This is a genomic window from Microbacterium testaceum, assembly GCF_003075375.1.
Classification (GTDB): Bacteria; Actinomycetota; Actinomycetes; order Actinomycetales; family Microbacteriaceae; genus Microbacterium; species Microbacterium testaceum_E.
In genome coordinates, this window is record NZ_QDFT01000004.1 from 84,156 (window position 1) to 102,014 (window position 17,859).

The 17,859-nt window shown below is 71.5% G+C and carries 17 protein-coding genes; 8 read left to right on the top strand and 9 right to left on the bottom strand.

Going from position 1 to position 17,859, the window contains the following annotated elements:
• Positions 1-43: 43 nt before the first annotated feature.
• The 4 genes from DC432_RS02695 to DC432_RS02710 all read left to right on the top strand — a co-directional run bounded on the left by DC432_RS02695 (position 44) and on the right by DC432_RS02710 (position 7,602).
• On the top strand, positions 44-1,519 hold the full coding sequence (locus tag DC432_RS02695) for a DUF3375 domain-containing protein (RefSeq protein WP_116536574.1): 1,476 nt from the start codon (positions 44-46) through the stop codon (positions 1,517-1,519).
• On the top strand, positions 1,512-2,261 hold the full coding sequence (locus DC432_RS02700) for a DUF4194 domain-containing protein (RefSeq protein ID WP_116536575.1): 750 nt from the start codon (positions 1,512-1,514) through the stop codon (positions 2,259-2,261). Before DC432_RS02695 ends, DC432_RS02700 begins: the two co-directional genes overlap by 8 nt.
• The gene (locus DC432_RS02705) at positions 2,258-5,605 is read left to right on the top strand and encodes an ATP-binding protein (RefSeq protein ID WP_116536576.1); all 3,348 of its coding nucleotides are present in this window, start codon (positions 2,258-2,260) and stop codon (positions 5,603-5,605) included. The genes DC432_RS02700 and DC432_RS02705 overlap by 4 nt, the downstream gene beginning before the upstream one ends.
• A gap of 227 nt (positions 5,606-5,832) precedes the next feature.
• Complete coding sequence (locus DC432_RS02710) at positions 5,833-7,602, top strand: Na+/H+ antiporter (RefSeq protein WP_116536577.1); 1,770 nt, start codon at positions 5,833-5,835, stop codon at positions 7,600-7,602.
• A 38-nt stretch (positions 7,603-7,640) separates the two neighbouring features.
• Here DC432_RS02710 and DC432_RS02715 read toward each other — a convergent pair whose 3' ends face one another.
• The 5 genes from DC432_RS02715 to DC432_RS02735 all read right to left on the bottom strand — a co-directional run bounded on the left by DC432_RS02715 (position 7,641) and on the right by DC432_RS02735 (position 11,775).
• Positions 7,641-8,423: a hypothetical protein gene (locus tag DC432_RS02715; RefSeq protein WP_133177870.1), complete on the bottom strand. Its 783-nt coding sequence runs from the start codon at positions 8,421-8,423 to the stop codon at positions 7,641-7,643.
• The gene (locus DC432_RS02720) at positions 8,423-9,199 is read right to left on the bottom strand and encodes a PH domain-containing protein (protein WP_181373596.1); all 777 of its coding nucleotides are present in this window, start codon (positions 9,197-9,199) and stop codon (positions 8,423-8,425) included. The genes DC432_RS02715 and DC432_RS02720 overlap by 1 nt, the downstream gene beginning before the upstream one ends.
• A gap of 294 nt (positions 9,200-9,493) precedes the next feature.
• Positions 9,494-9,889: a barstar family protein gene (locus tag DC432_RS02725; protein ID WP_116536579.1), complete on the bottom strand. Its 396-nt coding sequence runs from the start codon at positions 9,887-9,889 to the stop codon at positions 9,494-9,496.
• A gap of 36 nt (positions 9,890-9,925) precedes the next feature.
• The gene (locus DC432_RS02730) at positions 9,926-10,591 is read right to left on the bottom strand and encodes a response regulator transcription factor (protein ID WP_116536580.1); all 666 of its coding nucleotides are present in this window, start codon (positions 10,589-10,591) and stop codon (positions 9,926-9,928) included.
• Entirely contained in the window at positions 10,588-11,775 is a 1,188-nt protein-coding gene (locus DC432_RS02735) for a sensor histidine kinase (RefSeq protein ID WP_243392991.1), read from the bottom strand. The genes DC432_RS02730 and DC432_RS02735 overlap by 4 nt, the downstream gene beginning before the upstream one ends.
• Positions 11,776-11,909: 134 nt before the next feature.
• Between DC432_RS02735 and DC432_RS02740 the strand changes: the two genes are divergently transcribed.
• Both DC432_RS02740 and DC432_RS02745 read left to right on the top strand, forming a co-directional pair.
• Positions 11,910-12,617: an ABC transporter ATP-binding protein gene (locus DC432_RS02740; protein WP_116536581.1), complete on the top strand. Its 708-nt coding sequence runs from the start codon at positions 11,910-11,912 to the stop codon at positions 12,615-12,617.
• Complete coding sequence (locus tag DC432_RS02745; RefSeq protein WP_116536582.1) at positions 12,614-13,918, top strand: ABC transporter permease; 1,305 nt, start codon at positions 12,614-12,616, stop codon at positions 13,916-13,918. Before DC432_RS02740 ends, DC432_RS02745 begins: the two co-directional genes overlap by 4 nt.
• A gap of 52 nt (positions 13,919-13,970) precedes the next feature.
• On the opposite strand, the gene DC432_RS02750 is transcribed toward DC432_RS02745, so the two are convergent.
• Positions 13,971-14,417, bottom strand: coding sequence for a MarR family winged helix-turn-helix transcriptional regulator (locus DC432_RS02750; protein WP_108319990.1), 447 nt, complete (start codon positions 14,415-14,417; stop codon positions 13,971-13,973).
• Positions 14,418-14,531: 114 nt separating this feature from the next.
• On the opposite strand from DC432_RS02750, the gene DC432_RS02755 reads away from it, so the two are divergent.
• Positions 14,532-15,716, top strand: coding sequence for an MFS transporter (locus DC432_RS02755; protein WP_116536583.1), 1,185 nt, complete (start codon positions 14,532-14,534; stop codon positions 15,714-15,716).
• A gap of 70 nt (positions 15,717-15,786) precedes the next feature.
• On the opposite strand, the gene DC432_RS02760 is transcribed toward DC432_RS02755, so the two are convergent.
• From DC432_RS02760 to DC432_RS02770, 3 genes are all read right to left on the bottom strand, one after another.
• Positions 15,787-16,599: a shikimate 5-dehydrogenase gene (locus DC432_RS02760; RefSeq protein WP_116536612.1), complete on the bottom strand. Its 813-nt coding sequence runs from the start codon at positions 16,597-16,599 to the stop codon at positions 15,787-15,789.
• Positions 16,600-16,906: 307 nt separating this feature from the next.
• Entirely contained in the window at positions 16,907-17,116 is a 210-nt protein-coding gene (locus DC432_RS02765) for a hypothetical protein (RefSeq protein WP_133177871.1), read from the bottom strand.
• A 20-nt stretch (positions 17,117-17,136) separates the two neighbouring features.
• Entirely contained in the window at positions 17,137-17,496 is a 360-nt protein-coding gene (locus DC432_RS02770; protein ID WP_116536613.1) for a YnfA family protein, read from the bottom strand.
• Between the two features lie 137 nt (positions 17,497-17,633).
• Here DC432_RS02770 and DC432_RS02775 point away from each other — a divergent pair, with 137 nt between their 5' ends.
• The gene (locus DC432_RS02775; RefSeq protein ID WP_116536584.1) at positions 17,634-17,846 is read left to right on the top strand and encodes an alternative tryptophan synthase beta-subunit; all 213 of its coding nucleotides are present in this window, start codon (positions 17,634-17,636) and stop codon (positions 17,844-17,846) included.
• The last annotated feature ends 13 nt before the right edge of the window (positions 17,847-17,859 follow it).

Genomic DNA, 17,859 nt, shown 5'->3' on the forward strand with positions numbered 1-17,859 from the left:
CACCGGCCATGGCCACCGCCGCGTCGCCGGTAGACTCCCCTCAGTGACCCGCACCCGAGCCGAAGCCGCATACCTGCGCTCGGCGACGGCGTTCAAGAACCCGACGCTCGACCTGCTGCACGGGCGTTTCGCGCCGTTCGTCGTCGCCGTCCTGTCGGTGGTCTTCACCCCCGACCGTCCCGCCGTGGCCGTGGCCGACGCGCACGTCGAGGTCGCCGAGGCCATCGACGAGCTGCGTGCGGCCGGCATCGACACCGACGACGACCGCCGCATCCCCGCCGGCACCGCCCGCGAGATCTGCCGCGGCTGGGTGCGCGTGGGCTGGCTGGGCCTGCAGATCGAGGACGACGTCGAGGTCTACCGCCTGTCGGCGCACGCGGTGGGCGCCCTCGAGATCGCCGGCCGCGCCGGCGGGGGCCGCGCCCGCGTGTCGCGCTCGCGCGTGCGGACGCTGCTCGACGCCGTCGACCGCCTCGCCCGCGACGCCGAGAGCGACCCCGCCCGCCGCCGCGAGGCCCTGCTCGAGGAGCGCGCGGCCCTGGACGCCGAGATCGCCGCCCTCGACGAGGGCGTCGTGGAGCCCCTCGACGACGAGCACCTGCTCGAAGAGGCCGAGAACGTCATCCACCTCGCCCGCGAGCTCCCCGCCGACTTCTCGCGGGTCGCGGAGTCGATCGCCGCGATGCAGCGCGACGTCGTCGCCGAGCTGCGGCGTGACGTGCGACCCACCGGCGAGGTGCTGCGCGAATACCTCGAACGCGGCCGTCAGGTGATGCAGGCCACCCCCGAGGGCCGGGCGTTCCAGGGCGCGCTGCGCCTGATCGGCGACCCCGAGCACATCGACGACCTCACCGACCGCGTGCACGCGGTGCTGACCCAGCCGTTCTCGCGCCTCATGACCCCCGAGCAGCGGGGCGACCTGGACGCCATCGCCCGCCGCGTCGAAGCGGGGGTGCAAGAGGTGCTGACGGCGCAGCGGCGCGCCTCGCACGTCATCACCGCCCAGGTGCGCACGCACGACCCGATCCGCGACCGCCAGGTCGACGACCTGCTGCGCTCGGTGATGGCGGGGCTGCACCGCTGGAGTCAGACCCGCGCCCCGGGCCGGGTCGAGCCGGTGCGCACCCTGCCCCTCGCCGACATCGGGCACCTGCGCCGCTCGCTCAGCGATGTGCGTCCGCCCGGAGCGCCCGAGCCCCTGGCATCCGGTGACGACGACGTGGAGTTCGTCGACGCCGACACGCGCGCGTGGGGCGGGCCGCACTACGCCGAGCTCGAGGCCTACGTGGGCGGTCTCGACGACGGCTTCGACCTCGCGACGGCGTTCGCGGGGGCGGATGCCGACACCCGCCGGCCCGTCGATCTCGTCGGTCTGCTCGAGATCGTCCACCGCGACGGCCTGATCGAGACCGACGACGTCTCGGTCGTCGAGGCCGTTCGCCCCGACGGCACGACCCGGCGCTTCGCGTTCGGAGCGGTCCGGGCCGCGCGACACACGAGAACGGATGCCGATGACTGACATCGACACGGCCGCACCGGCCGACACCCGAGGCGACGCGGACGACCGCGCGACGGACGCCGAGACGCCCGCCTTCATCGCCCCCGTGGCGATGGAGAACGACCCCGACGCCCTGTTCGCGGGCGACCGCGGCATCCTGGATGCCGACGTGCGCCGCGTCCTGGTGCGCATCCTGCAGCGGCGGTTCCTGCTCGCCGAGACCTCGCCGACCGAGTGGAAGCTGCTGCTCGAGCACCAGCAGAGCATCGAGTCGCGCCTGAACGACCTGTTCGTGCGTCTCGTCGTCGACCACGCGCGCGGCGTGGCCTACAAGGAGCAGGTGCGCAGCGACGACGTCGACGTGCCCATCCTGCTCAAGGACGAGGCCTACTCGCGCGCCGAGACGCTGGTGCTGGTGTACCTGCGCACGGTGTTCCAGCGCGAGACGACCGCCGGCACGGCATCCGCCCGCGTCGACGTCGAAGAGGTCGAGCAGACCGTGCTGACCTACTTCAGCGAGACCGACGGCACGCGCGCCAGCCAGCAGCGGGCCGTGCGCACGGCGATCGCGCGCCTGGACCGCGAGGGCATCATCGAGGAGGAGTCCGAGGGGCGCTACCGCATCGGCCCGCTCATCGAGATCGTTCTCGACGCCGCGACCCTGCGGGAGCTGCAGCGCTGGTTGGAGGAGCAGACGGCGGATGCCACGCCGACGCCGTCCGCCGCAGAACCCGGGGCTCCCGAGGAGGGACTTCTCTCATGACCATGCTCGAGACCCTGTTCGGGTTGATCCCGGCCGCCTCGCGCGGTCAGCAGTGGGTCGCCGAAGACCTGCAGCTGATCAACTGGGGCGGATACGACGGCACGCACCGCGTGCGGTTCGCGCCGACCGCGACGCTGCTGTGCGGCGGTTCGGGGTCGGGCAAGTCGACGCTGATGGACGCCTACGTGGCGCTGATGATGCCGCACACCACCCCCTTCAACGGCGCCTCGAACGGCGCGGTGGTGGGGCGTCCGCGCGGGCAGGAGCAGCGCAACATCCTGTCGTACGGCCGCGGCAAGCTCGACGAGTCCCGCACCGACGAGGGCACGAAGGTGCGGGTGCTGCGCGGCGACGGCGCCGACACGTGGACCGCGATCGCCATGACCTGGGCCGATCACGACGGCGCGCGGTTCACCGCGGTGCGGGCCTGGTACATCCCGGCCGCCGCACGCACCCTCGACGACGCCGTCAAGGTGCGCGCGACGGTGCACGGCGCGTTCGACCTGCGTCAGCTCGAGCGGGCGGCGCAGAGCCACCTCTCCGACACGGCGGTGCGGGCGACGGGCCTGGACACCCTCGCGACCGACCGCGAGTTCTCGGCGCGGCTGCACGCCGTTCTGGGGATCGGGGCCGCCGGGTCGGGCGCGAAGGCGATGAGCCTGCTCGCGCGCATCCAGGCCGGTCAGCAGATCACCACCGTCGACGACCTGTACAAGCGCATGGTGCTCGAAGAGCCCGAGACGCTCGCGGTCGCCGAGGCCGTGGTCGCCCACTTCGACGGTCTCGAGGGCACGCGCACGCGCATGCTCGAGGCGCGTCAGCAGGTGCGCGCGCTGCAACCGATCCGCGCGATGAGGACGCGCATCGACGAGGCCACCGAACGGCTGCGCCTGATCGACGCGCTCGGCCGCTTCACCGACCCCGAGTCCCGCGCCTCGCTCTGGCGCGCCGAACGTCGGGTCGACCTGCTCGGCGCCGTCGAGGACGAACTGCGCGAGCGCACGCACGCCACGGACGCCCTCGTGCGCGAGCGTCAGGCTCTGGCCGACGCCGCCGAGGCGGAGCGCGAGGGGCTCGGCGACGTGCTGCGCGCGGCCGGCGGCGACCGGCTGGACGCCGCCCAGCGCGAACTGCGCGGGCTCGAGCGCCGTCTCGCCGGCATGCAGCGCGACCGCGAGCGCTTCGAGGCCGCCCTCGCGGTGCTCGGCACCGAGGTCGACACCGCGGCCGCGTTCACCGCGCTCGTCGACGAGGCCCGCCGCACCCTCGCCGACACCGACGCCAAGGCCGCCGTACGCGAGGCCTTCGTGGCCGCGAGCAGTCGCCACACCGACCTGCGTCAGCAGCTCGCCGCTCTCGAGACCGAGCACCGCCGCACGCAGACCCGCGACGACAACATCCCCCCGCGCCTGCACGAGGCCCGCGAGGCGCTGGCAGCGGCGGCCGGACTGACGGCGGCCGAACTGCCGTTCGTGGCCGAGCTGATCGACGTGCGCACCGAGTTCGAGCCGTGGCGCGGCGCCTTCACCCTCGCCCTCGGCGGGTTCGCGACGACGCTGCTCGTGGACGCCGGGCACCTGGCATCCTTCCGCTCCGCGATCGACGGGGTGCGCCTGGGCGAGCGTCTGCGGTTCGAGGGCGTCCCCACCGATCTTCCCGAGCGCGGCGCGCTCGACCCCGCGACCCTGCCGGGGCGCCTGGAGTTCCGCCGCTCCCCCTTCACCGGCTGGCTGCAGGACCGGCTCGAGCAGCAGTTCGCCTTCGTCTGCGTGGATGCCGCAACCCGGCTGTCGCAGCACCGGATGGCGCTGACGATCTCGGGGCAGACCAGCCAGGGGGCGCGCGGCGCGCACGGCGGGTCGGCGGCGCACAGCATCCTGGGCTTCTCGAGCCGGGTGCGTCTGACCGAGCTGGGCGAGCAGATCGTGACCGTGCGCCGCGACCTCACCGCCGCCAAGGCCGCGGTCGACGAGGCCGCCGCGGCCCTCGACGCCTTCGACGACCGGCGCGGCGCCCTCGAGAAGATCGCCGACCTGACGTGGGACCAGGTCGACGTGGCATCCGTCGACCGCGAGCGCGAGCGCTGGAACGAGACCGTCGTCGAGATCACCGCGGGCAACCCGCGCATCGCCGAGCTGCAGGAGCAGATCTCGGGCACGCGCACTCGCGCGGCGCGCCTGCGCGAAGAGATCGGTGCCGCCAAAACCGAGCAGCAGGCCCTGGCCGCACGCTGGGCGCAGGTGACCGACGAGGTGGATGCCGCGCAGCTGCTGCTCGAACGCGCCGAGGATCACGACGTCGCCCTGTCACCCGACGAGGTCGCGTACCTCGACGCCCTGTTCGTGGCGCCCGGGTCGACGGACGCCACGCCGTCGCAGCTGCTCGCCCGATTCGACACGGCGCTGGAGTCCGCCGCGAAGCGCCTCGCCGAGGAGCAGCGCGCCGCGCAGGAGACGTGGGCCGACCAGCGCGACGGACTGCGGCGCACGCTCACCGCGTTCACCGACCGGTGGCCGAGCCCGAATCTGCTCGCCGATCCCGACGAATCTCTCGGCGACTTCGAGCGGATCCTCGCCGACCTCGAGGCCAGCGGCCTGCACGAGCTCGAGGCCGAGTGGCGCGACTCGCTGCTGCGCCTGTCGGGCAACGACCTGACCAACCTCGACTCGGCCCTGACCCGCGCGCTGCGCGAGATCCGCGAGCGCATCGCCCCGATCAACGACATCATGCAGGACCTGCCGTTCTACGACGACGATCACCGCCTGCAGATCGTTCCGCGCGAGAACCAGTCCGAGGTGCGCCGCCGGTTCCGCCGCGAGCTGCGCGACGTACGGGCCGCCATCGACGCGGCCGGCAGCGACGACGAGCGCGAGGCGGTGTACGCGCGCATGGCGCGCATCATCAACCGCGTGCGCCCGGACTCGCCCGATTTCGCCGACCTCGTCGACGTGCGCAACCACGTGCGCGTCAGCGCCGAGCGCTTCCGCGCCGACACCGGCGAGCACGTGGCGCTGTACGACCACATCGGTGAGAAGTCCGGCGGCGAGTCGCAGGAGCTGATCGCCTTCATCGTCGGCGCGGCTCTGCGCTATCAGCTGGGGGATGCCGGCGCCGAGCGCCCCCGCTACGCCCCGGTGTTCCTGGACGAGGCCTTGATAAAGGCCGACGCGCACTTCACCAAGCGCGCGATCGGCGCGTGGCGCGGGCTGGGCTTCCAGCTCGTCATCGGGGCGCCGAACGACAAGTACAGCGCGATCGAACCGCACGTCGACGTGGAGTACGACATCCTCAAGGACACGCGCGGCCGTTCGTGGGCGAAAGCGAAGGTGGCTCTGCCGGGCTGAGCGCGAAGCGCGCGCGGCCGGGCAGGCGCGCGAGCGCGGGGCGCCGGGCAGACGCGGCCGGGCGCGGGGCGCGTGCGCAACCTCAGCGATGTGCACAACCTCCGCTCGGTTCGACTCTGCGTGACGGAGGTTGTGCGCATCGCGGAGGATGCGCGCGCACAGACCCTCGGGAATGCCCGCGCCCCTCTCTACGCTGTGTCCAGGGACACGCACGGAAGGCGGCATGCATGCAGGGACTCGAGATCACGGTTCTGCTCGGGCTCGCGATGCTCGTCGGCACGGTGCTGGCACCGCGCCTGCGGGTGGCGACGCCGCTCGTGCTGCTCGTCATCGGCCTGGCGCTCGGCTTCATCCCCGAGCTGCGGCGGATCGAGCTGCCGCCCGAGACCGTGCTGCTGCTGTTCCTTCCGGTCCTGCTCTTCCGCGAGGCGTGGACGACATCGCTGCGCTCGGTACGGCGGTCACTGCGCTACATCATCCCCATGAGCACGTTGCTCGTCGTGGCATCCGCCTTCGCCGTCGCCGGAGTCGCGACCTGGATGGGAGTGCCGTGGGAGGCCGCCCTCGTGCTGGGGGCGGCGGTTGCCCCGCCCGACGCCACCGCCGTCGCCGCGCTGGGTCGGCTGCTGCCGGCGAAGACGTTCATGAAGCTCAAGGCCGAGAGCCTCACCAACGACGGCACCGCCCTGGTGCTGTACGCGATCGCGGTGGCGCTGCTGCTGGGCGACCAGATCACCCCCCTGCAGATCACCGGAATGGTGCTGCTGTCGTACCTCGGCGGGGCGGCCGCGGGTATCGCCGTGGCCGCCGCCGCGTTCTTCGCCCTGCGCCGCATGCAGTCGACCCTCACGATCAACCTCACGCTGGCGCTGGTGCCGTTCGTCTCGTTCCTCATCGCCGAGCTGATCGATGCATCGGGGGTGCTCGCCGTCGTCTTCGCGGGCCTCATCATGGCGTGGGTCTCGCCGCGCATCACGACGGCCATGTCGAGAAGAGCGGCGGATGCCACGTGGCCCTTCGGCGTCTACCTGCTGAACGGGGCCCTCTTCGTGCTGATCGGGCTCGAGGTCCAGCTCGTGCTGCACGAGATCTCGGGGTCCGAGATCGGCATCCTGCTGCTGGTGACGGTGGCCGCGTGGATCGCGCTCTTCGTGGTGCGGTACCTGTTCCAGTGGCTCTTCTCGCCCTTCTCGCGGCCCCCCGCCGGGTCGTCGAGGTCGCTTCGGCACCGCTCTCGCGTGGTGAGCACGGTCGCCGGGTTCCGCGGCGCCGTGTCGCTCGCGATCGCCCTGTCGGTGCCCGTCACCACGGCCGCGGGTGAGCCTGTCGCGGGACGCGACGCGATCGTCTTCGTCACCGCGGGGGTCATCGTCCTGACGCTCCTGGTGCAGGGACCACTCCTGCCCGCTGTGATCCGCTGGGCGAAGCTGCCCGGCGACGATGCCGCGGTCGACGAATACCAACTCGCCGAGCGGGCGATCTCGGGTGCGGCTCTCGCGGCCCTCGACGACCTCGCGGTCGAGCACGGCATCAGCGACCGCGTGCGCGACCGTGCTCGGCGCGAGGGATACGAGCGTCTCGAACTCGCCAACGCCCGCGCGGTCGCGCGCCAGCGTGCGATCGAGGAGCGCGACCTGGCCGAGCTCGATGCGTCGTTCGACGACGCGTCGTCGACGGGCCCGGTGCCTCCCGACGGGCCGGACGGCGAGCAGCGCACCGGCGACCGTGCGGCCGCGGAAACGGATCAGGATGCCGCCTTCACCGGGCCCCTGCAGATGATCGCCGTCAGCGACGACATCGACGTCACCCAGCGCTCGCCCCTGCTGCGTCACAAAGAGGCGCAGCGTCTGCGCCTCGCGATCCTCGATCGCAAACGCGAGGTGCTGCTGCGCCTGCGCCGCGAGGGGACGATCGACGACCTCGTCGCCCGCCGGATCCTCGCCGACCTGGACGTAGAGGAGATCCGCACCCGGGGAATCGAGAAGGCGGGCGAGTGATCGCGCCGGCCGACGACTCGGCGTGGTCCTCTGGGCGGTCAGACGGCCGTCCCGCTGAGAGCCTCCTCCACGCGCCGTAGTGCGGCTCGCCCGCCTGTCGTCAGCACCCACCGTTCCTCGGGGTGGTCTCGGAAGAACCGCAGCACCACCGCGACGTCATTCGGGTCCGCACCGAGGTAGGGCATAGCGGCCAGGACTGGATGGGAGCCATTCACGTCCGCGATCGACAGCTTCGCCGCGGGTGCCGCGACGACTCCGACGTCGGCGATGTCATCCCACATCAGGTGGGCCTCTCCTGCACCCCGGATGCCGTGGATTCCGAGTTCCGTCATCTCCAGTCCCTCAGGGAACCGAGCCGCCCACAGCATTCGCGCGAGTGCGATCAGACCGACGACGGCGATCACGCTGGTACCGATCACGATCGACCGTGACGAGCTCCCTGGCAGTCCCTTCACAAGCCCGTAAATCATCGCCGTCACCGGTGCGAGGGTCGACGCTGCCGTCGCTACCATCCAGGCACCGCGTGATGCGCGGGGTCTGAACCGGAGCGAAGCGGACGACGTGTCGATCAGAAGACGACGCTCCTTCACCTGCCGCAGCTGCATGACGGCCCCCGTCGTGGCGACCACGACGGTGAAACCGATTGGCGCCATCACGAGCTGCACCCCGGGAACCCCGAGCACGACGGCGAGGAAGAGGGCGACTCCGCCCAGGGCATACGCACCGACGAATGCCGGCGCCAGCGCGCGGGGTTGAACGCTCACGGGCACCCTGGTCCGAACGTCGGGCGGTAGTCGCAGAGACACCTCGGCGACCGGCATCAGCGCAAGGCTGTGACTTCACGGACACGGCGGAGGGCCGCCGCGCCTCCCTCAGCGAGGACCACGCGGTCCTCGGGATTGTCTCTGAAGAATTGCAGCAGCGCGGCCGCTTGCCTCGGATCCGACCCCAGCAGAAGCGCCGGAACGGCCAGGACCGGGGACCCCCCTGCGTGCGCGAGAGCGAGACGAGCGACGCGGCCCGGTTCAACGGTCACGTCTCCCACCTCGTCCCAGCGCCAATGAACCGCCCCGACACCGCGCACGCCGTGGATACCCGTCGGCGTCATCTCGATTCCCGGCGCGAGCCGGAGACGCCACAGCATCACGACAAGGCTGACGAGACTGAGGGCCGCTAGCACGTAGGGCACCCGTCGAACGAGACCGGACGGCATGGTGTCGAGCCCGAAAAGCTCCACGGCGCCCTGCGCAACGGCCGGAAGAAGGAGCACGATGAGAAGAACGACGACCGCGAGGGAAGGGATGACAGGTGGTCGCAGCCAGAGCGAGTGAGACGAGTTGTGAAAGCGTACGACACCCGCCGCCATGGTTCGCGACCGGACGACCGCGACGATCGCCGCGACCGAGATCACGATGACCAACGACGCCATGACGAGCCGGAGCCCCAGACGGTCATCAAAGACGGCTACAGCAGCCGGAGGAACGGCGAAGGCCAGGATGACCGGCGCCAGCCTCCCAGGCGAGCGACCGTTCCGAAAAAGCGGAACGGATGGCGCACCAGGCTCCTTGAGACGCGGATGCGCTGTCACGAGACCCATTCTGAATTCCCATCTATCGAGTGCGCGGGGGTGGCGCGTCATGACCCTCCAAACGCGGAGGACTTCCAACAAAGAAATCATCGATGCTCTCGCGCACATCTAGACCTACGGCGGCCTCCCACAGCCACCGGGCACCGACGCCGGCGCCAATGCTGCCGACTACCGCGCCGGTGATCGCCCACCCGATTGGATTGCTGCCTCCGAAAGCAGCGACGGCTACCGCGGCTCCACCGGAGGCACCCCCATACCTCCCAGCGCACTCACGACCCCCGAGGACAGGGAGCCACCTATTCATCAGTCAAGCACCACCTCGATATTGCGGTGCTCACCGAACACGCGCAGCACCAGCTCGAAGTACGTCTCTCCACCCCCGGCGTCCAGCGCCTCGAGCGCGCGGCGCGCGGCATCCTGCGAGTACACCTCGGGTCGACCGAGCTTGGCACGGTAGTACTCCTTCGTCGCCGCGACGCCCAGCGCCCGCCGCGCGACGTCGGCGTGTCTCCAGACGACGCGGACCGGCTCCGCGCCGCGCAGCACCCCGAACCCGCCGTACAGAAGGTCGTCGAGAGCGTCGAGGCTCTCACCGAGCGTCCACTCCTCGTCCGGCATGAAGACACGGTTCAGCTCGGCATAGAGCGACGGGATGCCGCGGACCACCGAACCGTCGATCTCGAGGGTACGCGGGGGCATGGCATCCATTCTGGTGCGCCCTCTCGGATCGGGGCGTCACTCCCCCGGGACCAGCAGCCCGCTCTCGTAGGCCGCGATGACCAACTGCGCGCGGTCGTGCGCGCCGAGCTTGAGCATCGTGTTCTTCACGTGCGTCTTCGCGGTGTGCGGCGAGATGAACAGGGATGCCGCGACCTCGTCGTTCGACCGGCCGCGCGCCACGAGGGCGAGCACCTCGCGTTCGCGCTCGGTCAGCATCGCCAGCGAGGGGGCGTCCCGCGGGGCGGCGGTCGCGGCGCGGCGGACGTACTTCTCGATCATGGCCCGCGTCGCGACGGGCGACAGCAGGGCCCCGCCCTCGTCGACGGTGAGCACGGCGTGGACGATCTCGTCGGGCTCGGCGCCCTTGCCGATGAACCCGCTCGCTCCCGCGCGCAGGGCCGCGACGACGTAGTCGTCCTCTTCGAACGTGGTGAGGATGAGCACCCTCGTCTCGCCCAGCGCCGGATCGGCGCAGATGCGCTCGGTCGCCTCGATGCCGTCCATGCGCGGCATGCGGATGTCGCACACCACCACGTCGGGGCGCAGCGCCGCGGCGAGCGCGACCGCCTCTTCGCCGTCGGTCGCCTCTCCGACGACCTCGATGCCCTGCTGTGCGTCGAGCAGGTCACGCACGGCGGTGCGGATGAGGGCTTGGTCGTCGACGACGAGCACACGGGTCATCGGTCTGCTCCCGACGTCTCGCTGCGCGAGAGCGGGAGGAGCGCGGCGAGGCGGAAACCACCCGGGGCCACGCCCGCCTGCAGGTTCCCGCCCACCGACTCGACGCGCTCGCGCAGGCCGACCAGCCCGAAGCCCGAGGCCGTCGGCTCCTCGACGGGTCGGTCCAGCGGGTTGGTGACGACGACCTCGACCGCGTCGTCGACCCGGCGCAGCAGCACGTGCGCGCGTCGGCCCGTGCCGTGCTTGAGCGCGTTGGTCAGCCCCTCCTGCACCACGCGGTACGCGACGATGTCGAGGGTCAGGGGCAGGACGTCGGGGGCGAGCTCGTCGCGGACGACCACGTCGAACCCCGCGACCCGCACGGACTCGACGACGTCGCCGAGTCGCGCGAGGCCCGGCTGCTCGCGCGAGCCGGACTCGTCGGGGGCGCGCAGCACCGCCAGCAGCGAGCCGATCTCGGCGAGGACGTCGCGCGAGGCCGTCCGGATGGTCGCGAGGGCCTCGCGCGCCCGCTCCGGACGCGCCTCGAGGGTCGAGGTCGCCACCCCGGCGTTCAGGCTGATCACCGAGATCTGGTGGGCCACGGCATCGTGCAGGTCGCGGGCGATGCGCAGGCGCTCCTCGGTGACCCGCCGGCGCGCCTCGGCCTCGCGGGTCTGCTCGGCGCGACGCGCGCGTTCGATCACGGCATCCACGTACGCGCGGCGAGAGCGCGCGGCATCCCCCAGGGCTCCCGCCAGGGCCACGGCCAGGCCGACCTGCAGAAAGCGGGTGTCGAGCCCCGTGGTCAGCTCGATGACGATGCCGGCGGCGACCAGGCCCGCGACGGCGGGGATCGCGACGGGCGCGGCCTCGCGACGGGTGAGGCGGTCGGCCATGCCGTACGCGGCGATCACCACCGCCAGGGCCGCGCCCGGGGCGAGCGTGCCCAGCGCGAGCGCGGTGACGTACAGCGCGATGCAGGCGATCAGGACCGACCGCGGCAGGCGACGCCGCAGCGGCAGCAGCACCGCCGGGGCGAGGACGAGGGCGCAGACGAGGGGGCTCGACGGGCGCAGTTCGGGAAAGGGGACCGGCGCGAAGGTCGGCACCACGACGAGCACGGCGATGACGACGTCGACGATCCACGCGCGACCGGCCGGCACCAGGCGCGGCGGGGAGTCCGTCATCGGGTCGGGTCGCATCGCTCCAGTCTGACCGCTCGGGCCGCCGGCTCTCCATCGCCCTGCCGGGGCGGTCGAGGAATACCCCCACGGGGGGAGGCGGTCACCCCCACCGAGCGACGCGGATGCCGGGGCCGGCGGGCGACAGTGAGGACATGGCATCCGCACCTCCTCCCCCACTGCTCTCGGTCACCGATCTGCACAAGTCCTACGGCCGCGGTTCGGCGCGCTTCGACGCGCTGCGCGGCGTGAGCCTCGACATCCACCGCGGCGAGAGCATCGCGATCGTCGGCAAGAGCGGCTCGGGCAAGTCCACGCTCATGCACCTGCTCGCCCTGATGGACGCACCCACCCGCGGCACCGTCCGCCTCGAGGGGACGGATGCCGCGACCCTGCGCGGCCGCCGCCTCAACCGCACCCGCAACAAGACGTTCGGCTTCGTGTTCCAGCAGTTCTTCCTGACCCCCACCGCCTCGGTGCTCGAGAACGTGGTGCTGCCCCTGAAGATCGCCGGCGTCGGACGGGCCGAACGCCGCCGCCGCGGCCTCGCCGCCCTCGCCGAGCTCGACATGCAGGACAAGGCCAAGAACAAGGCCACCGCCCTGTCGGGAGGCCAGAAGCAACGCGCGGTCATCGCCCGCGCGCTGGTGAACGACCCGCAGGTGATCTTCGCCGACGAGCCCACGGGCAACCTCGACTCCGCCACCGGCGCCGTCGTCGAGGACATCCTCTTCCGCCTCAACCGCGAGCACGGCATCACCCTGATCGTCGTCACGCACGACGAAGACCTGGCCGCGCGGTGCGATCGCCGGGTGCTGATCCGCGACGGTGTCATCGTCGCCGAGGAACGGAGCGCGGCATGAAGACCACCGATCTCGTCTCGACCGCGGCGTCGAACACCTTCCGGTCCAAGACCCGCACCGTCCTCACCGTCCTCGCGATCTTCGTCGGGGCGTTCACCCTCACCCTGACCAACGGTCTCGGTACGGGCATCAACCGCTTCATCGATGACACGGTCGCGGGCATCGGCGCGTCCGACGTGCTGACGGTGACCAAGGCGACCGGCGGGGGCGCGGCATCCACCGGACCCCAGAAGTACGACCCCGAGTCCGTCGCCTCGGGCACCACTAATCCGGGCCGTCCCGGGGCGACGACCGAGGTGTCCGCCCTGACGGATGCCGACCTCTCGACGATCGCGCAGCTGCCCGGCGTCGAGAAGGTCGTGCCGACGAAGGCCGTGAAGATCGACTTCGTCCAGGTCGACGGAGGGGAGCGTTACGTCGCGTCGGCCGGGTCGCTCATCGGCGGACAGACGCCGCAGCTCGCGGCGGGTTCCGCCCCCGATGATTCCGCGAGCACGCTCCAGACGGCCATCCCGCAGTCGCTGGTGACCCCGCTCGGCTTCTCGAGCGCCGACGACGCGATCGGCGCGACCCTGACGATCGCCGTCTCGGACCCGGTGCGCACGCAGCACCTCGTCGAGGCCGAGATCACCGGGGTGACCGAGGGCGCGTTCGCCGACACCACGTCGCTGACCACCACCCCCGCGCTCGAGGACGCGCTCTTCACGGCCCAGAACACCGGGGTGCCCACCGATCAGCTCGACCGGTACGCGAGCGCGAGCGCGTTCGTGTCGCCTGCGTCGACGACGGCGCAGATCGACGAGGTCAAGACCGCCCTGTCGGATGCCGGATACAGCGGCCGGACCGTGTCCGACCAGCTGGGCACGTTCAAGGCCGTGATCGACGGCATCGTGCTCGTGCTGAACGCCTTCGCCGTGATCGCTCTGCTGGCCGCGAGCTTCGGCATCGTCAACACCCTGCTCATGTCGGTGCAGGAGCGCACGCGCGAGATCGGCCTGATGAAGGCCATGGGGATGGGGAGCGGACGGGTGTTCTCGCTCTTCAGCCTCGAGGCCGTGTTCCTGGGGCTCTTGGGCAGCCTCATCGGCGCGGGGGCGGCGATGGTCGTCGGCTCCGCCGTGAGCGCGCAGCTCGGCCGGACGCTGTTCAGCGACCTGCCCGGCCTGCAGTTGATCGCCTTCGACCCCGTGTCGATCCTGGTGACGACGGTGGCGATCATGGCGATCGCGTTCCTCGCGGGAAGCCTCCCCGCGGCCCGCGCCGCGCGCGCCGACCCGGTGGAGTCGCTGCGCTACGAGTGAGCGCGGCAGCCGACGGTCCGGGTTCGACAGAGCCCGGGCCGTCGCGGCGTTCTCAGGCGGGCAGCGCGACCCCGTGCAGCGCGCCGACGACCGGGGCCAGCTCGGGCTGCTGCTCGGCGTCGGCGAGCACGCGCGCCAGAGCAGCGTCGTGCACCGGGTGGGCGTCGCGATACAGCGCCCGCCCCGCGGGGGTCAGCTCGGTGTAGATGCCGCGGCGGTCATCGGCGCAGAGCACGCGGGTCAGCAGGCCGCGCCCCTCGAGCCGGTTGACCAGACGGGTCGTCGCGCTCGGGCTGAGGGCCGCGGCCCGAGCGAGCTGCTGCATGCGCATGTGCCAGCCGTCCTGGCGGTCGAGGGCGTCGAGGACGGTGTATTCGACGACCGAGAGCTCGACGGCGGCGAGCGCCCGCTCGAGCTCGGCCTCGATCAGTCCGTGCAGGGCGGCGAGGGTCCGCCAGCCCTGGGCGCGGACCTCGACGGCGTCGTCGGCGATGCCCATGGCGCACTCCTCTCGTAGATAGTTGCTTGCGCGGGATACTTGCGTATGCAATGATCTCTCTCGCGCTGCAAAAGAGCGCGCGTGCAACTACTTCAGTGTATCAGGAGACCCCTCATGCCTCTCGGACTCGTCGCCCTCGCCGTGGGCGCCTTCGGAATCGGACTCACGGAGTTCGTCATCATGGGCTTGCTGCCCGAGGTCGCGCGCGACTTCGCCGTGTCGGAGGCCAGCGCGGGCTGGCTCATCTCGGGCTACGCCCTGAGCGTCGTCGTCGGCGCCCTCGGACTGACGGCGGCGACCACCCGCCTCCCCCGCAAACCCGTCCTCGTGGGCCTTATCGTCCTCTTCCTCATCGGCAACGCCCTGACCGCGATGGCCCCGGGGTACGACGTCGCGATGATCGGACGGATCGTCGCCGCCCTGTGCCACGGCGCCTTCTTCGGCATCGGCGCGGTCGTCGCCGCCGACCTGGTCGCCCCCGAGAAGAAGGCGGGCGCCATCGCCCTCATGTTCACCGGGCTCACCGCGGCGAACGTCTTCGGCGTCCCCCTCGGCACCTTCCTCGGTCAGCAGTTCGGCTGGCGCTCGACCTTCTGGGCGATCGTCGCCGTCGGCGTCGTCGCCCTGGTCGGCATCCTGACCCTGGTGCCGTCCCTGCCCCGCCCGGCCGTTCCGGTCGCGCTGCGCAACGAGCTCGCCGCGTTCCGCTCGGGCCAGGTCTGGCTCTCGCTCCTGATCACCGTGCTCGCCTACGGCGGGATGTTCGGCGCCTTCACCTACATCGCCTACACCCTGACCGACGTCAGCGGTTTCGCCGCGGAGTCCGTCCCCTGGCTGCTCGTCCTGTTCGGCGTGGGCCTCGTCATCGGCAACGTGGTCGGCGGGCGCCTCGCCGACCGTTCGATCGACCGCACCCTGCTGTTCTTCGTCACCGCGCTGCTGATGGTGCTGGTCGCGTTCGCGGCTCTCGCGGCATCCGGGATCGCCGCGGCGATCGCGCTGTTCCTCATGGGAGGCTTCGGCTTCGGCACCGTCCCGGGTCTGCAGAGCCGCATCATGAACTCCGCCGGGGGCGCACCCACGCTCGCCTCGGGCGCCAACATCGGCGCCTTCAACGTCGGCAACGCGGTGGGTGCGTGGGCCGGTGGCCTCGGGATCGCCGCCGGCTGGGGCTACACCTCGCCGCTGTGGATCGGCGCCGCCATCACCGCTGCCGCCCTCGTGGTGGTCGTCGCCGCCATGCTCAGCGCCCGGGGTCGGCGGACGGCAGCGCCTCAGCCCGTGGCCGCGATGGCCTGACCCGAGTCGCCCGGTGACCCGTCCCCCCTCGGGGTGCGGGTCACCGGCGTCTGAGGAGGGATGCCGCCACTCACGCCCGCGAGTACGCCGAGGCGCGCTGCACCTGGTCGGGCGTGGGCGTCACGCCGGTGTACCGGGCGAACTGACCGGCGGCCTGCAGGGCGATGACCTCGGCGCCGGTGATGACGTCGCGATCCGCCGCGCGCGCGGCGCGGATGAGCGGCGTCTCGGCCGGAAAAGCGACCACGTCGAACACGGTGCGCGCCGCCTCGATGTGCGCGGGCGAGAAGGCGAGGGTCCCGGCATCCGCACCGTCCATGCCCAGGGGCGTCACGTTGACGATGATCGCGGCGCCGGGGGCGGGATCGTCGGCGATCCACCGGTAGCCGTACGCCTCGGCGAGGGTGGATCCGGCGGCCGCGTTGCGGGCCAGCACGGTGACGTCGCCGAAACCCGCCCCGTGGAACGCCGCGACGACGGCCTTGGCCATCCCGCCCGATCCACGGACGACGACGGATGCCGCGGGCTCGAGCCGGTGACTCTCGATCAGACTCGCGATGGCTTCGTAGTCGGTGTTCGACGCCGTCAGCGCTCCGTCGTCGTTGACGATCGTGTTGATCGACCCGATCGCCGCCGCGGACGGTTCGATCCGGTCCACCAGCGGGATCACTGCCTCTTTGAACGGCATCGAGACGGAGCATCCCCGGATGCCGAGGGCGCGCACTCCCCCGATCGCCGCCGCGATGTCGGTCGTGGTGAACGCCTTGTAGACGAAGTCGATCCCCAGCTCGGCGTAGAGGAAGTTGTGGAAACGCGTCCCGATGTTGGAGGGGCGCCCCGAGAGCGAGATGCAGAGGGTGGTGTCCTTGCTGAGCTCGGGCATGAGGGGCTCCTTCGAACGGCGGATCTCCATGCTACGGGCGGCCGTTCCCGGGGCCCTCGCGCGGGAACGACGAAGGGCCGGACGCCTGACGGCATCCGGCCCTCTCATTCGAACCTCGCACGGAGGTTCCGGACGACTAGTTACCGCCGTTGATCACCGACAGGTACGACCCGAAGGGGCGTCCGGTCTCGGTGGCGGCGAAGTCGTCGGCAATGCCCTCGTGAGGCGCGTATTCGTTCTGCATGCCATCAGTGTGCGCGAGAGGTCGTCGTCGGGAGAGGCGCTTGACAACAGCCTTATATCTCGCCTAGCTAACTACTTGCGCCTCTAGACTTTCGATGCGCTGCTCGAGGTAGGCGATGTACTCGGCCATGTACGACAGCTTGGCCTCGAGGCGATCCAGGCGGGGACTGATATGACCCTGGTTGTAGCTGAAGGGCACCTTCAGCGGATTGTCCGCATCGATCTTCGCCAGCACGGCGCGCAGTCGGTCGGAGTCTCCGGGGGCGTTCGTCATGACCGCCAGCGTACGCGCGCTCACGACCCCGGGGCCGCGTCCGTGACGCCGAGCGACGGCTGCAGCACGATGATGCCGGCACCCACCAGCGCGACCGCCGAGCCGATGTAGTCCCACATCGTGGGTCGGAAGCCGTCGATCACGATGCCCCAGGCCAGCGAGCCGGCGACGAACACCCCGCCGTACGCGGCGAGCACGCGCCCGAAGTTCGCATCGGGCTGCAGCGCCGCCACGAACCCGTACGCGCCGAGCGCCATGATGCCCAGCAGCGCGAGCCACCATCCCCGGTTCTCGCGCACCGCCTGCCAGATCAGCCACGCGCCGCCGATCTCGGCGAGAGCGGCGAGGGCGAAGAGGATGACGATGCGGGCCGTGGTCATGCGCGCCATTATCCCCGGCGCCCCGGACCGGCCTCGCGTGACCGTGCGGGTTACGCCGCAACACGGGCAGATGACGGGTGCGAAACATTTCGGCGCGACGCCGCGGCGGCTCGATACGGTGCCCTCAGGAGGAGCCCATGACCCGACCTCGCACGGTGACGCACACGTACACCCTGGCCGGCGGCTGGCAGCGCGCGCGGCACGGTCCGCTCACCGTCGACCTCGCCGACGAGCTGCGCCGACAGGGCATCACGATGGTCCGCGCGCGTCGCGGGCTGTTCGACGTGCGCGAGATCTCGCTGCTGAACCCGCCTCCCGCGCGCTCCGGGTCCGCACCGCGACACGGATGAGCCCGACCAGCTC